Origin of the sequence: Streptomyces sp. DSM 110735 (assembly GCF_016482685.1) — a bacterium.
Classification (GTDB): Bacteria; Actinomycetota; Actinomycetes; order Streptomycetales; family Streptomycetaceae; genus Streptomyces.
Genome location: NZ_JACYHF010000006.1, coordinates 57,274 through 72,487, shown reverse-complemented (window position 1 = coordinate 72,487; position 15,214 = coordinate 57,274). Strand labels below are relative to the sequence as shown.

Annotated in this window: 12 protein-coding genes; 5 read left to right on the top strand and 7 right to left on the bottom strand. The window is 72.4% G+C overall.

What is annotated here, in order from left to right:
- Positions 1-55 precede the first annotated feature (55 nt).
- The gene (locus IF655_RS11990) at positions 56-919 is read right to left on the bottom strand and encodes a helix-turn-helix transcriptional regulator (protein ID WP_199584425.1); all 864 of its coding nucleotides are present in this window, start codon (positions 917-919) and stop codon (positions 56-58) included.
- Between the two features lie 166 nt (positions 920-1,085).
- On the opposite strand from IF655_RS11990, the gene IF655_RS11985 reads away from it, so the two are divergent.
- Together IF655_RS11985 and IF655_RS11980 are read left to right on the top strand one after the other, a co-directional pair.
- Positions 1,086-1,856 carry a class I SAM-dependent methyltransferase gene (locus IF655_RS11985; protein ID WP_199584423.1) on the top strand — a complete coding sequence of 257 codons (771 nt, stop codon included), beginning with the start codon at positions 1,086-1,088 and terminating at the stop codon, positions 1,854-1,856.
- Between the two features lie 106 nt (positions 1,857-1,962).
- Entirely contained in the window at positions 1,963-2,868 is a 906-nt protein-coding gene (locus IF655_RS11980; RefSeq protein ID WP_199584421.1) for a trans-aconitate 2-methyltransferase, read from the top strand.
- A 70-nt stretch (positions 2,869-2,938) separates the two neighbouring features.
- Here the strand turns inward: IF655_RS11980 and IF655_RS11975 are convergent, their stop codons facing one another.
- The gene (locus IF655_RS11975; protein ID WP_199584419.1) at positions 2,939-3,553 is read right to left on the bottom strand and encodes a TetR/AcrR family transcriptional regulator; all 615 of its coding nucleotides are present in this window, start codon (positions 3,551-3,553) and stop codon (positions 2,939-2,941) included.
- A gap of 139 nt (positions 3,554-3,692) precedes the next feature.
- On the opposite strand from IF655_RS11975, the gene IF655_RS11970 reads away from it, so the two are divergent.
- Positions 3,693-4,967: an alpha/beta hydrolase gene (locus tag IF655_RS11970; protein WP_242488693.1), complete on the top strand. Its 1,275-nt coding sequence runs from the start codon at positions 3,693-3,695 to the stop codon at positions 4,965-4,967.
- A gap of 18 nt (positions 4,968-4,985) precedes the next feature.
- Here the strand turns inward: IF655_RS11970 and IF655_RS11965 are convergent, their stop codons facing one another.
- The 4 genes from IF655_RS11965 to IF655_RS11950 all read right to left on the bottom strand — a co-directional run bounded on the left by IF655_RS11965 (position 4,986) and on the right by IF655_RS11950 (position 10,883).
- A complete protein-coding gene (locus IF655_RS11965) occupies positions 4,986-5,681 on the bottom strand; it encodes a glycoside hydrolase family 75 protein (RefSeq protein ID WP_199584415.1) in 696 nt (231 codons plus the stop codon).
- A 142-nt stretch (positions 5,682-5,823) separates the two neighbouring features.
- On the bottom strand, positions 5,824-6,660 hold the full coding sequence (locus IF655_RS11960; RefSeq protein WP_199584413.1) for an aldo/keto reductase: 837 nt from the start codon (positions 6,658-6,660) through the stop codon (positions 5,824-5,826).
- A 114-nt stretch (positions 6,661-6,774) separates the two neighbouring features.
- Positions 6,775-8,610, bottom strand: a complete 1,836-nt coding sequence (locus IF655_RS11955; RefSeq protein ID WP_199584410.1) for a long-chain fatty acid--CoA ligase — start codon at positions 8,608-8,610, stop codon at positions 6,775-6,777.
- A gap of 767 nt (positions 8,611-9,377) precedes the next feature.
- Complete coding sequence (locus tag IF655_RS11950) at positions 9,378-10,883, bottom strand: MFS transporter (protein ID WP_199584406.1); 1,506 nt, start codon at positions 10,881-10,883, stop codon at positions 9,378-9,380.
- Positions 10,884-11,018: 135 nt separating this feature from the next.
- Between IF655_RS11950 and IF655_RS11945 the strand changes: the two genes are divergently transcribed.
- Positions 11,019-12,002 carry an Lrp/AsnC family transcriptional regulator gene (locus IF655_RS11945; protein WP_199584404.1) on the top strand — a complete coding sequence of 328 codons (984 nt, stop codon included), beginning with the start codon at positions 11,019-11,021 and terminating at the stop codon, positions 12,000-12,002.
- On the opposite strand, the gene IF655_RS11940 is transcribed toward IF655_RS11945, so the two are convergent.
- The gene (locus tag IF655_RS11940) at positions 11,971-13,794 is read right to left on the bottom strand and encodes a stealth family protein (protein ID WP_199584402.1); all 1,824 of its coding nucleotides are present in this window, start codon (positions 13,792-13,794) and stop codon (positions 11,971-11,973) included. The two genes, IF655_RS11945 and IF655_RS11940, sit on opposite strands and share 32 nt — an antisense overlap.
- Positions 13,795-14,076: 282 nt before the next feature.
- Between IF655_RS11940 and IF655_RS11935 the strand changes: the two genes are divergently transcribed.
- Positions 14,077-15,117 (top strand): bile acid:sodium symporter family protein, encoded by a 1,041-nt coding sequence (locus tag IF655_RS11935; protein WP_199584400.1) that lies wholly within the window; start codon positions 14,077-14,079, stop codon positions 15,115-15,117.
- The last annotated feature ends 97 nt before the right edge of the window (positions 15,118-15,214 follow it).

Genomic DNA, 15,214 nt, shown 5'->3' with positions numbered 1-15,214 from the left:
TGGCGGTGCTCCGGGCTCCGGCCGGGGGCACCGCCATCGTGCTTGTCCCGGGTGTCTACAGGCTCTCGCGGAACTCGCGCAGCAGCTTCTGCGTGCGCTGGGCGGATGCCGCCCGCGCCGTCATGTGGTCCAGCACCTCCAGGTGCGTGGCCACTTCCTCGCGGGAGTCCAGGTACAGCGCGCCGGTGAGGTATTCCGTGAAGACCATGTCGGGCAACTCCCGCTGAGGGAAGCGGAAGAGGGTGAACGGCGCGTACGTCCCGGGGTGCGGACCCGCGGTGAACTCGGCGAGCTGGAGGGTGATCCGGTCCCGCTCGGCGTACTCGAGGAGCTTGTCCAACTGGTCGCGCATGACCTCGGAGCGGGTGCTCACCGGGCGGCGCAGGACCGTCTCGTCCATCACGATCCACAGGTGCGGCGGGTCCTCGCGCTCCAAAAGATGCTGCCGTTCCATGCGCAGGGCGACGTGCCGCTCCACCGACCCGGGTTCGTGCTGCCCGATGGTCCCCGCCTCCAGCACCGCCCGCGCGTACGCCTCGGTCTGCAACAGGCCCGGGACGAAGTGGGGTTCGTAGGAGCGGATGAGGCGGGCGGCGCCCTCCAGGCTGACGTAGAGGCTGAACCACTCCGGCAGCACGTCGTGGAACCGCTGCCACCAGTCCGGTCGGTTGGCCTCCTCGGCCAGCCGCACGAACGCGCCTGCCTCGTCGCCGCTCACGCCGTACGCGGCCAACAGCGCCTGTACGTAAGGGATCTTCAGGGCGACTTCGGCCGTCTCCATGCGCCGTACGGTCGCGGCGTTCACATGGAGGACCCGCGCGGCCGCGTCCCGGCCGAGACCGGCCGCCTCGCGCAGCTCCTGCAACCGCTTGCCCAGGACCACTTGGCCCACGGTGGGCGCGGCCCGCCGCTCACTCACGCCCGCCCCTCCCCTGCGTGCCGACGTCGTGCCGCCAGTCTGTCACGAGCCGGGCTCCCGCACACGTTTCCGAGGGTAAGAAAGATCGGGAACGCATAGCTGACGATCTGTCAACTCCTTTACAAATAGCAGGACATGGCCATCCGGCTGACCCCACACTGGCCGCGTGCTCGACTACGAGAAGGAAGCCGCCAGTTACGACGCCTCCCGGGGCGGCGAGGCCCGCGCGGACGCCGCCGCCGAGGCCGTCCTCGCCCTGATCCCCGCCCGCGCCGGGCGCCTGCTGGACCTCGGCTGCGGCACCGGCACGGTCACCCGGCGCCTGGCTGCCGCCCGCCCGGACCTCAGGGTGACCGGCATGGACCGCGCCCGCGCGATGGTCCACCGCTCCGCCGCCCTGGTCCCCGGCGCGATCCTGTGCGCCGACTGCCGCCAACTCCCCTTTCCGGACGCCACCTTCGACGCGGTCACCAGCATCTGGCTCCTGCATCTGCTGGCCGACCCTGCCGACCGGCGCGCGGTGTTCGCGGAGGTCGCGCGCGTCCTGCGCCCCGGCGGGACCTACGTCACCACCGTCGACAAGGCCCGCTCCCACGACGTCGGCAGCGACATCGACGCCGTCCTCACCCCGCGTACCCGTCCACCCGCCGCCGACGCCCCCGACACCGTCACCGCCCACGCCGTCGAGGCCGGACTGATCCCGGCGGGCGAAGGTCACTTCGTGGGCGTCGGCCAGGGACGCAGCCCCCGCACCACCATCACCGACCTCGGGCGCGGCTGGTTCAGCACGCTTCCGCCCGGCGCCCCGGAGACGACGCGCTTCGCGGAGCTGGTGTCCCGCCTCCCGGATCAGGACCGGCGCCGGGCGGACCCGGTGTTCGGGCTGCGGGCTTACCGGAAGCGGGGTGAGACGGGTGTCCCCCCGCACTTGCCGTAACGGCAACAGAACTGGCCCGCGCCCGTCCCCCCGTCGCACGCTGACCGCATCCGGCATCCGGCATCCGGCATCCGGCATCCGGCAGACACGAGAGGCGGCCCCCCCCATGGCGCACGACCACCAGCACCACGACCATCACCAGCACCACGAGGCGCACGGACACACCCACACCGACCTCGACTGGGCCGAGCAGGGACCCATGCTGGAGGCGCAGGCGGAGCTGTACACCCCCGCGTACGAGCAGGCCATCGCGTGGCTCGCCGAGGCGGTGCCCGCGCCGGAGCTGATCGTGGACGCGGGCAGCGGACCCGGCGTCGTGGCATGTCTGTTCGCGGAGGCGTTCCCGCAGGCGCACGTGGTGGCGGTCGACGGCGCCGCCCCGCTGCTGGAGCGGGCGCAGGCGCGGGCCGAACAGCGGGGTCTGGGCGACCGGTTCAGCACCCTGGCCGGTGAACTCCCCGACGTACTGGAGAAGTTGGACCGTCCCGTCGACCTGCTCTGGGCCAGCCGCAGCCTGCACCACCTCGGCGATCAGCAGGCGGCGCTCACCGCCTTCGGTGAACACCTCGCCCCCGGCGGCACGTTGGCCCTCCTGGAAGGCGGACTGCCCGCCCGCTTCCTGCCCCGCGACATCGGCATCGGCCGCCCCGGACTCCAGTCCCGGCTGACCGCGCTGGAGGAGGAGTGGTTCGGCCGGATGCGCGCCGGGCTCTCCGGCGCCGTCTCCGAGACCGAGGACTGGCGCGCCCTCCTGACCGCCGCCGGACTGCGCCCCACCCGCACCCGCAGCTTCCTCCTCGACCTGCCCGCCCCGGCGACCGACGAGGCCCGCGCCCACGTGGCCACCACCCTCACCCGCCTGCGCGACGCCGCCCCCGACGACCTCACCCCCGAGGACCGCACCACCCTCGACCGCCTCCTGGACCCCACCGACCCGGCAGGCGTCCACCACCGCCCGGACGTCTTCGTCCTGGACGCCTGCACGATCCACACGGCGGTACGCCCCGCGTAACCCGCGCGACCGTCCAACCCCTGACGGAGGGCTCGCCCGCGTCAGGGGCACGCGGCAGATCAGGGACGGGTCACGAGCCAGAAGTGCGGCGCAGACCGGGAAACGTCTCGACCGTCGCCCATCCTCGAAGCGTCGCCCCCACCGCCGCCCCGAACGCCGCCTCGGCGGCCACCAGGTCCAGCGCTCCGGCCAGTTCGAGCGTCACGAGCCCGTGGAGCGCCACCCAGAGCGAGAGCGCGATGGCTGTGGCGTCGCCGTCGAGGACGCCCCGCGCCAGCGCGCGCTCGATCGCCGCGACGAGCGGTCCCACCGGGTCTGCGGACCCGACCTCCCCCGAGGGCTCGAAGGACTGCACCCCGCCGAACAGCACCGTGTAGAGGTGACGGTGGCCGTGTCCCCAGCGCCGGTACGCGACGGCGAGGGCGTGCAGGTCGGTGAGGGGATCGTCGGTGCCCTGCACCGCCGACAGGTCCGCGAAGAGTCCGGCCACCGCCCGGTCGCGGACCGCCGCGATCAGACCGTCCTTGCCGCCGAACAGGGAGTACACCGCCGCCGTCGAGGTCCCGGCGTCCGCCGCCACGACGCGCACCGTGACCGACTCCCGGGAGCGCGTGGCCAGCAGCTCCGTCGCGCACGCCACCAGTCGTTCCGCGACGCCCTCGTCATTCGTCCTCGGCCTGCCCATGCCGAGCAGCCTAGCCCCTCTGATAACGTCGTTTTGAAACAGCGTTCGGAAACTCCGGGGGTCCGTCATGTCCGTGTTCGCCTTACGCCTCGTCCGCTCAACCGCACGCGTGGCCACAGCGGTTGGCTCCGTCGTCGCGTTGACCGCTGCCTTTCTCCTGCTGATCGTCCTCACCGACGGAGCGGGCTCCGGGCTCCCCGCCTGGGGCGTCACCGCGGTGATCGGCGCCGCTGTCGCGGTCCGGCGAGGCAGGCGCCGTCCTCGTGCGGCTCGCCTCGCACTGCTTCTGCCCGTGCTCCTCGCGGCGGCGCTCACCGCGTCGGTCTGTGTGCCCACCGCGCCCACCGCCCGCCGGTATCCGCCCGCACTGCCCTCGGTGGAAACGCGGCACTGGGACCTGTCCACCGGCAGCCGGGTCGCGGTGTACCACTATCCGCCGACGGGCTCCGCACCCCGCTCCGCCGTCCCGCTCGTCTATCTCAACGGCGGTCCCGTACGCGGGATTTCGCTGCTCGACCACCGCTTCCTGCGGCTGCTGGCGAGCCAGGGGCACGACGTGTACGCCTACGAACCGGCAGGCGCCGGACGCAGCGGACTGCTTCCCATGGACCAGTACTCGATATCCCGCTCGGTCCGCGACCTCGCCGCCGTCCTCGACCACTTGGACGCGAAGCAAGCCCGGGGTGACGCCGACGTCCTCGGCTTCTCCTCCGGCGCCGTCGTCCTCACCCGCGCCCTCGCCACCCCCGTGGTCGCCGCCCACATACACCGGGCGATCATCGCGGAGCCCGGCCCCATGGACGGTCCCACCGCGCGTATCGAAGGACAGCGCGGGCGCCCCTCCGCACGCGGTCTCGCCCCCGCGATGAAAGGACCCCGCTCGACACACGTCCCCCGGTACGCGGTGGCGTTCGGTCTCATGCGCCTCGGGCTGCTCACCCCCGGCACCGGGCTGATCGGACAGGCGGAGGGCGACAACGCGTTCACCGCCGCCGACCTCGGGAGCGACACCGCGTCCGCCTACTGCGCCCGCGACGCGCACCGCATCCCCGCCGAGGACACCGCCCGGAACTTCTCCTTCAGCCCCGCAGCCAGTCTTCGCGTGCAGCGGACGGTGAAGGACTCACCGTCCCTCGCCCCGCGCCTGAAGCACTCCCGCGTCCCGGCCATGCTGATGATCGCCGAGTGTTCCGCCCAGGTGCGCCAGTGGGCGACCGCCGTCCTGGCCGCCGACCCGGGCATCCGGCGTACGCAGTACCTGCCCGGCGTCGGCCATCACCTGTGGAACGGACTGGACGGCGACAACCGCCGCGCCGCCGCCGTGATCACCGCATTCCTCCGGGACGCCCCCGCGCCGCTGCCCGACTACCCGACCCGCGCGGACGTCCCCGCCTTCCTCCGCGCCCACAAGTGACCCCGCGTGGCCGCTCGTTCAGTCCCGCCCCACGAACTCCCGTGCCAGCCGTTCCCCCAGCTTCACCGCCGCCTCGTGGCTCTCGATGGGGGTGACCTTGGAGTCGGCGCCGGTGAACAGGATGTACGTCACGCCGGATTCCGCGCCGCCCGTCGCCGGGTCGGGGTCGATGCCGAGGGACTCGGCGGTGGCATAGGAGGCTTCGCCGATGATGCGGGAGGGACCGGTGTCGCCCACGACGGCGTACTGGACCTTGTTGTCGTGGATCACGGCGACCACACCACCGCCCTTGACGCCGGACTTGGTGTAGTTCCACAGGGCGCTGGAGCTGGGGACCACGATGTAGGGGAGGGCGTCGGCGCGCAGGGGCTTGCCGTCGGACTGGTGGAAGGCGGTGTCGTCCTGGTACCAGGGGTCGCGGTCCTTGTTGCACGTGGCGGTGCGCAGCCCGTCGCAGTCGACGTCCATGTCCGCCTTCCAGAAGACCGCGCCCTTGGTGCCGCAGACGGGGACGGTGGCCGGCTTCTCCTCGTCGGTGCGGTAGAGCCCGTCGGAGATCCGCTCGCAGGACGTCACCTTGGCCAGCAGGTCGGACGCGGACACCGAGCCCTCGCGGGCCGAGCCGGTGGAGCGGTCCAGGACGACGTAGAGCGTCGCCGAGGCGAGCAGGACGACGCCGGCGGCGGTGGCCAGACCCAGGGGGCGGGGGCGCATGGGTGATCCTTCGAGGCGAGGAGGAAGAGGAGGGAAGGGCGGAGTCGCGCGCCGTGCGCACAAAGCCGTCCGCCCCGGTGATGGCGGAGCGGACGGCCTTGTGGCGTACGGGAGTTCAGCACATGGCTGGGACCAGGTCGGCTCAGACCACTTCGAACTCGGCCGGGTTGGGACCCAGCCGCTTGTCCTCGTTCAGCGCGCTGATCGCCGCGAGGTCCTCGTCGTCCAGGCTGAAGTCGAACACCTCGATGTTCTCCTTGATCCGGGACGGCGTCACGGACTTGGGGATCACGATGTTGCCGAGCTGGACGTGCCAGCGCAGCACGACCTGCGCGGGCGTGCGCCCATGCTTCCGAGCGATGGCGACGATCGCCGGGACCTCCAGCAGGCCCTTGCCCTGGCCGAGCGGCGACCACGCCTCGGTCGCGATGCCCTGCTCGGCGTTGAACTCCCGCGCCGCGCGCTGCTGGAGGTGCGGGTGCAGCTCGATCTGGTCGACCGCCGGGACGACGGAGGTCTCCGAGATCAGCCGCTGAAGGTGCTCGGGAAGGAAGTTCGACACACCGATGGCGCGGATACGTCCGTCGGAGTACAGCTTCTCGAACGCCTTGTAGGAGTCGACGTAGTTGTCCCTGGCCGGCACCGGCCAGTGGATCAGATACAGGTCGAGATAGTCGAGGCCCAGCTTCTCCAGGGACGCGTCGAACGCGCGCAGCGTCGCGTCGTACCCGTGGTCGCTGTTCCAGAGCTTGGTGGTGACGAAGATGTCCTCGCGGGGCAGACCGGAAGCCGCGATGGCTTTGCCGGTGCCGGTTTCGTTGCCGTAGATCGCCGCTGTGTCGATGCTGCGGTACCCGGCCTCCAGCGCCGTGGCGACCGCGTGCTCGGCCTCGCCGTCCGGCACCTGCCAGACGCCGAACCCGAGCTGGGGCATCTCGACACCGTTGTTGAGGACGATCGGGGGGACCTTGCTGCTCACGAGCTCTTGATCCTTCGGTTGTGGACAGGGTCGTACACCATCGTCAACGATCACGCGCCCGAATGCATTCCTGACCGGCGATCCGTCCGGTTCCGACCGGGTGTTTCTCCGGCGTCAGCCCTGGTACAGCGCGTCGATCTCCTGCTCGTACGCCTTCTCGATCGCCTTCCGCTTCAGCTTCAGCGACGGCGTCAGCAGCCCGTGCTCCTCGGTGAACGGCTGTGCCAGGACCCGGAACGTACGGATCGACTCCGCCTGCGACACCAGCGTGTTGGCCGCCACCACCGCCCGCCGCACCTCCGTCTCGAGCGCCGGGTCGCGCACCAGCCGGGAGATGTCCGGACGCGGCTTGCCCTGCATCTGGAGCCAGTGCTCGACCGCCTCCTGGTCGAGGGTGATCAGCGCGGCGACGTACGGGCGGTCGTTGCCGACGACGATGCACTGGTGGACCAGCGGATGGTCCCGCACCCGCTCCTCCAGGACGCCGGGAGAGACGCTCTTGCCGCCGGAGGTCACCAGGATCTCCTTCTTGCGGCCGGTGATGGTCAGATAACCGTCCTCGTCCAGCACGCCCAGGTCACCCGTGGCCAGCCAGCCCTCGTGCAGGGACTCGTCGGTCGCCTTGGGGTTGTTGAGGTAGCCCTGGAAGACGTTGCCGCCGCGCAGCCAGACCTCGCCGTCCTCGGCGACGTGCACCGAGACCCCGGGGACCGCCTGGCCGACCGTGCCGTAGCGCGTGCGGTCGGGCGGGTTCGCGGTCGCGGCGGCGGTCGACTCGGTCAGACCGTAGCCCTCGTAGATCTGCACGCCCGCGCCCGCGAAGAACAGACCGAGGCGGCGGTCCATGGCCGAGCCGCCGGACATCGCGTTGCGGATCCGGCCGCCCATCGCCGCGCGCACCTTGGAGTAGACGAGCTTGTCGAACAACTGGTGCTGCATCCGCAGCGCCGCCGAGGGACCCGGACCGGTGCCCCACGCCTTCGCCTCCACCGCGTCGGCGTAGCGCACCGCCACGTCGACCGCCTTCTGGAACGGACCCTCCTTGCCGTCCTTCTCCGCCTTGCGACGGGCCGCCGCGTACATCTTCTCGAAGATGTACGGCACCGCGGTGATGAACGTCGGCCGGAACGCCGCCAGGTCCGGCAGCAGCGCGGAGGCGTGCAGCTCCGGCTGGTGCCCGAAGCGCACCCGGCCCCGGAACGCGGCGACCTCCACCATCCGCCCGAAGACGTGCGCCAGCGGCAGGAACAGCAGCGTGGACGCCTCGTCGCCCTTCTTGGAGTGGAACACCCGCTCCCAGCGGTCGATGATCGCGTCCGCCTCGAACATGAAGTTCCCGTGGGTGAGCACACAGCCCTTGGGTCTGCCCGTGGTGCCCGAGGTGTAGATGATCGTGGCGACCGCCTCGGGGGTGACCGCGCGGCGGTGCCGGTGCACCAGCTCGTCGTCCAGGTGCGCGCCCGCGTCGTACAGCTCCCGCACACAGCCCTCGTCGAGCTGCCACAGTCGGCCGAGCCGGGGGAGGCGGTCGATGACGGTGGCGATCGTCATCGCGTGGTCCTCGTGCTCCACGATCGCCGCGGTCACCTCGGCGTCGTACAGCATCCAGAAGCACTGCTCCGCCGAGGAGGTCGGATAGACCGGCACCACCTGGGCGCCGATCGTCCACAGCGCGAAGTCGAACAGCGTCCACTCGTAGCGGGTACGGGACATGATCGCGACGCGGTCGCCGAACCTGATCCCGTTCGCGAGCAGCCCCTTGGCCAGCGCCAGCACCTCGTCACGGAACTCGGCGGCGGTCACGTCCCGCCACTGGCCCGATGCGTCCTTGCGGCCGAGCGCGATGTGCTGCGGGTCCACTCGGGCGTACTCGAAGACGGTGTCGGCCAGTCCGCCGGCCGGCGCCGATGCCGACGTCGTTGTCGTCGGAGGATTGGTGAAGCCCTGCAAGTTTCCGCCCTCCGTTCCTCACAGCGCCGTGACGCTACCCCACCCGTTGGCCGGATGGGAGCCGTCCCGAATCCGGGCAACCCACGCAATCGTGCCCGCCGTTGCCCGGAAAATGCCCGCACAAGGGGAAGGTACGGACACGACGGGGACGACCGCTCAGCCGAACCCACCCCAATCTCCACCGAATCTCAACGGCCTGGTCACGGCTTGCCGTCCGGCGGCTCGACGAAGTGAGGGGCTGATGGGGGCGGGGTCCGGGTGTGCGGGTGGGTGTCGGGCGGTGGGGGTTCGGGTGTGCCGGTGGGTGGTCGGTGGGGTGGCGGGGCGCGCGGGGGATCGGGTCTGCGGGTGGGGTGGTCGGGTGGTGGGGGTTCGGGTGGTGCGGGTGGCGTGATGCGGCGGCGGCGGCGGCAGCGGCAGCGGCAGCGGCGGCGTCGGGGTGGCGGGGCGCGCGGAATCGAGCCTGCTGGTCGGGTGGTGGGGGCTCGGGTGGTGACGGTGGCGTGATGCGGCAGCGTTGGCGCCGGGATGGCGGTGTGCGGGGGCGGCGGGCGCCCGGTGGCGTCCGCCGGGGCGCCCCGGTCGTGCGCACCGGGCGGGTCCGCCCCCGTCCGCACCGGGCGGGTCCGCCGCCGCACACCACAGGTCCGCCCCGGCACTCAGACGGGGACGACCCGGCACTCGGACGGGGGCGGTCCGGCCGACAGGACCGAGCCGCCCCCTTGCTCGCCGGTGGCGCCCCGGGGAGGGCGCCACCGGTCCGGCATCTACCGCCGTTCGGGCACCGGCGCCTCCACCGGCGCCCCGCCCGCTGTCGGCTGCTCCGCGGCGGGACGCGGCGTGCGGACCACCGCCAGGACCAGCGCGCCCGCCGCGAGACCGGCGATGCCCGCCGTGAGGAGGGCGCGGTTCAGGCCGGAGGCGAACGCCGCGTGCAGGACCTCGTCGGGGAAGCTCGCCCGCAGGGCGCCCGCCGCGCCGCCCGCCAAAGCGTGGGCCGCACCGTGGGGGAGGGTGGACTCCATGCGCGAGGTGAGGATCGTGCCGAAGACGGCGACACCGAGGGCGTAGCCCAACTGGCGCACGGTGTTGACCGCGCCGCCCGCCATACCCGCCCGGTGCGGCCGCACCGAGGCGAGCGCCGCCCCGGCGACCGTCGGCGAGACCAGCCCCGTACCCGCGCCCACCAGCACGAACCCGGGAATCAGCGCCGTCCAGTCGGAGCCCGCGGACAGCACCGCCTGGCACAGGCAGCCCGCGCCGATCAGCAGCAGTCCGCCGCCGATGGTCAGCCGGGACGGCGCCCCGTGCAGCAGCCGCCCCACCAGCACCGCCACGATCATCGCCGCGACCGTCATCGGCAGCAGCGTCAGCCCGCTGCGCACCGGGCTCATGCCCAGCAGCGTCTGCATCCACAGCGACAGGTACGGCGTCACACCGAACGCCACCGCGTTGAAGGCGAAGGCACCCGCCATCACGCCCACGAACGTACGGTTGCGCAGCAGCGAGAGGTCGAGCAGTGGATGCGCCACCCGCCGCTCCACCAGCACGAACACCACCAGCGCCAGCAGCGCGCCGCCGAACGCCGTGAGCGTCACGGGCGCGCCCCAGCCGTCCTCACCTGCCCGTACGACGGCGTACGTGAGCCCGCCCGCGAACGCGGCGAAGGCTGCCGTACCCGCCCAGTCCACCCGCTGCCAGGCGCTGCCCGCACCGCCGCCGCGCGACTCCGGCACCACCCGCAGCGTCAGCCACACCGCCGCCACGCTCACCGGCAGGTTCACGAAGAAGATCCACCGCCAGCCGGGACCCTCGGTCAGCAGCCCGCCCAGCACCGGTCCGACCGCCGCCGCGCCGCCGCTCACCGCGCCCCACACACCGAGCGCCACCGACCGCTGCTTCCCCTGGTACACCGAGCCGAGCAGCGGCAGCGTCGTCGCGAACATCGCCGCCGCGCCCACGCCCTGTATCACCCGCGCCGCCACCAGCATCCCGGGCCCGGCCGCCAGACCGCACAGCAGCGACGCCGCCGCGAACAGCACCACGCCCGCGACGTACGTCCGCCGCCGCCCCAGCACGTCCGCCGCCGCGCCCGCGCCGAGCAGCAGCGCGGCGAGCGCGAGCGCGTAGCCGTCCACCACCCACTGGAGGTCGCCCAGCGACGCCCCCAGCGCGTGGCTCATGTCCGGCAGCGCCACCACCACGATCGTCACATCCAGCAGCAGCATGAACGTGCCCAGGCACACCGCCGTGAGCGTCCCCCAGGTCCGCATGTCCCCGCCTCCCGCCATTTCCGTTTCCGTACGCCGTGACGCGCGACCGCGCGCCCCTCGCCCGTACGATGCGCGGGACCGGGCAGAACACCCCGGCCACGGCCCTCGGGCCGGTGAAAACCGACGGGGAAGCCGATGCAGACGCCGAAATCCGACACGTTCGACGAGCTGGACGTCCTGATCCTCTCCGCGCTCGAGGTGGACGCCCGCGCCTCCTTCGCCCGGATCGGACAGATCCTCGGCGTCTCCGACCAGACCGTCGCCCGCCGCTACCGCCGCCTGACCGCCGAGGCAGGGCTCCGGGTCGTCGCCCGGCGCGACGCGTTCGTCCTCGGTCAGGACCAGTGGATGCTCCGGCTGCGCTGCGCCCCGGACAGCACGCCCGTCATCGCCGACGCCCTCGCCAAGCGCCCCGACACCTCGTGGATCGGGCTGGCCTCCGGCGGCACCGAGATCGTCTGCATGACCCACCCGCGCAGCCCCGGCGACCACGACGACCTCCTGCTCGGCAAACTCCCGCGCACGCCCAGCGTGATGGAGGTCCACGCCCAGCAGTTGCTGCACCGCTTCGACGGCGGTCCGAGCGGCTGGATCGTCAAGTCCGGTGCGCTGGACGCGGATCAGGTCGCCGCGCTACGACCCCGCCACCCGGTGCGCCCGGCGGCGCAGGCACGCATCGAACCCGAGGACGAACCCCTCCTCGCCGTCCTCCGCCGCGACGGCCGCGCCGGGCACCAGGAGCTCCAACGGGCCACCGGACGCTCGGAGTCGGCGGTCAAACGCCGCCTCGCCGCCCTGCTCGCCTCGGGGGCGCTCTACATCGACATCGAGTACGACTACGAACGCTCCGGACAGGCGCGCACGGCAGCCCTGTGGATCACCACCGAGCCCGCCGCCCTGCACTCCGTCGGCGAAGCCCTGTCCGGGCACGGCGAGGTCGCCTTCGCCGCGGCCACCACCGGACCCTCGCACCTCGTCGCCACCGTCGTCGTCCGCGACACCGCGAGCCTGTACGCCTACCTCAGCGGACCGCTCGGGCGCCTGGACGGGGTGCGCCATGTGGAGACGACCCCGTTCCTGCGCCGGGTCAAGCAGTTGACGTATCGCGGGGGGCGCTGACCGGGGTCCGAGCGGTCGGCGCCGGAGCGGTGGTCTTCTCCCAGCGGCTGGGGAAGGGGAAGTACGCCTCCAGGAAGCCGGACACCAGCCGCCCGACCTCCTCCTGCCGCTCGGCGGGGGTGTTCACGTCGTTGACGCAGAAGAAATCGTATGTCCGCCCCTGAAGGAGCTGCGCCATCCGCTCGGGCGCCTCGGGGAGCGCCACGTCGATGTAGCGCAGCTTGAACTTGCCCGGCACCGCACGGCCGGTGAGCAGCGCGTGGTGATGGTGGAGGGAGGCGCCAGGGGCGATGTCGGTCACCGAGCGGAACCTCGACCGGCTGGTCCGCTCCAGCGCCTCGGCGTAGCAGCGCTCCATGTCCCGCATCACCTCGCGGATCTGGGGATGCGGGGTGTGCATGAACTTGCTGACGGTGAAGCGCCCGTGCCGCTCCTCGATGAGGGAACGCACGTTCTTGCCCGCCGAGTTGGGGGCGGGCTCGTCGGGGTGCGGGGCGCCGAGTCCCAACTGGTAGGCGGAGAAGGGGACCTTGGCGATGCCGTTGCCGTGGAAGAAGTGCTCCGGGGTGACCGGGCGGCCGAGCAGCACGTCGTCGTTGAGATAGAGGTAGCGCTCGGAGAGACCCTCGATGTGGTGCAACTGGGTCGTGATCGCGTGCGAGTTGAAGACCGGCAGCACGGTCGGGTCGGTGAAGACGTCCTTGTGGTCGATGATGTGCACGCCCGGGGCACTGGTGTCGAGCCAGTCCGGCGTCTGGCCGTCGGTCACGATGTAGACGTCACGGACGAACGGCGCGTACATCTCCAACGAGCGCAGCGAGTACTTGAGTTCGTCCCGGCTGGTGTACCGGGAGCTGCCGGTCTCGCGGGCGTGGATACGGCGCGGTCCGCCGGGGCGGTGCGCCTCGCGGGCGGCTGCCAGTTCGGGGTCGTCGCCGTCGACCCAGGTGTAGACGACGTCGAGCGGGAAGTCGACGGACTCCACGCGGGGTCGCCGGAAGGCGTCCCAGGTGGGGTAGGCGCGCCCGGCCACGGTGCGGGTCGCGGGGGTGCGGGCGTCGGCGGGCAGCACGTCGGAGACCGGGTTGCCGCGCGGGGCGACCAGCGACTCGGCCAGCACGGACTCGGGCGCCTGGACGCGCAGGGAGCGCAGCCGCTCGGCGGTGCGCGGCTCCTCCGCCTTCTCCAGGAGCGCGGCGCCCTCGCGCCAGTACTCCACGTCGCAGCCGTGGACGAGACCGGCGAGCACCTGGTCGTCGGGGCCGAGCAGGATCTCGCCGACGCGCATGACGTCCTGGCGCTTGAGCGCGGTGGGCAGCGCGCCGTCGGCGTACAGCGCGGCATCCGCGGGCCACGGCTCCTTGCCGGGCTTGAGGGCGTACAGGGCGGTACCGGCGTACAGCTCGCGCAGCGCGCCGAGGAACGCCTTGCGGTCCTCGGCACGGATGCCGACGGCGTGCCGCAGCGGGGAGTGCGCGGGCAGCAGGAAGTACGCGACCCCGGCGTGCTCCAGCGCGTCCGCGACGAGCGCGAGGTTGCGGGTGCGGGCGTCGGCGGCGGTCAGGGAGTGCACCCGGCGCCCTATGTAGACCCGGTCCTGCCGGGATATCTCGCGCAGATCGGCGTCCCCCGCGAGCAGTTCGGCGCGGCGGGCGGCGACAGCCTCGGCGTGCGTCCGCTCCGCCTCCTCGCGCTCGGCGTCCCGCCGTGCGGCACGGCGCTGCTCGGCACGTTCGTGCCGGACGCGGGCGGGCAGGAGGCGTTCGCCGATCGCGGCGAGACGGGACGGCATGACAGAACCGGTCCTTCCCAGAGGGGGCGCGACGCGGCGGTCGCGGACGACGCCAGGCGTTCGAGGACTCCGGAACGACCTGCGGTTTTGATGTGAACAAACGATGTACCCCGGTCAACGCTGCGTCAAGCCTTGGTCAAAGGTATGGGTGTATAGCCCATGCTTTGCAGGGGTTGATTCCGCGCCGGAAGGGGCAGGCGGGCCACGGGGCATGATGGAAACCGGGCCGCGCCGCTCGTCGGCCCCCTCGTCCACGCCCTCGCCGTCCACACCCGGAGCACCGTGAAACGCCCGCACCTGCCCCGTCGGCTGCCCGTCGACCCGTACATCCTGCTGCTGCTCGCGACGGTGGGCGTCGCCGCGCTGCTCCCGGCACGCGGGACGGGCGCGGCCGTCGCCTCCGGCGCCTCCACGGCGGCCATCGCCTTCCTCTTCTTCCTCTACGGCGCCCGCCTCTCCACCCGCGAGGCGCTCGACGGACTGCGCCACTGGCGCCTCCACCTCACCGTGCTGGCCTGCACCTTCCTCGTCTTCCCCCTGCTCGGACTGGCCGCGCGGGGTCTGGTGCCCTACGTCCTGACCCAGCCGCTCTACCAGGGTCTGCTCTTCCTCACCCTGGTCCCCTCCACCATCCAGTCGTCCATCGCCTTCACCTCGATCGCCCGCGGCAACGTGCCCGCCGCCATCTGCGCGGGCTCCTTCTCCTCGCTGGTCGGCATCGTCCTCACGCCACTGCTCGCAGCCGCGCTGCTCGGCGGCAGCGGGGGATTCTCCGCCGACTCGCTCCTGAAGATCGTGCTCCAGTTGCTGGTGCCGTTCCTCGCCGGACAGTTGCTGCGGCGCTGGATCGGCGGCTTCGTCGCGCGCCACAAGAAGGTGCTGGGTCTGGTCGACCGCGGCTCGATCCTGCTGGTCGTCTACACCGCCTTCAGCGAGGGCATGGCCCAGGGCATCTGGCACCAGGTGAGCCCGGCGCGGCTCGGCGCGCTGCTCGGCGTCGAGGCGGTGCTGCTCGCCGCGATGCTCGGCGTGAGCTGGTACGGCGCGCGGGCGCTCGGCTTCGGTCGCGCGGACCGGATCGCCATCCAGTTCGCGGGCTCGAAGAAGTCCCTCGCCTCGGGGCTGCCCATGGCGAGCGTGCTGTTCGGCGCGCACGCCTCGCTCGCGGTGCTGCCGCTGATGCTGTTCCACCAGATGCAGCTCATGGTGTGCGCGGTGATCGCCAAGCGGCGGGCGGCGGACGCGCCGGAGGACGAGCGGGAGACGGGCTCCGACGAGGAGCGGGAGCCGGACCGTCCGGGCGTACGGCCGTCCGCGCGATGACGTGTGGCTGTCCGCGCGATGACCTGGCGCCGTCCGCGCGGTGACACACGGTGGCCGGAGCCTCTCGCCGCCCCACCGCCGAACGCGTTCAGTTCAC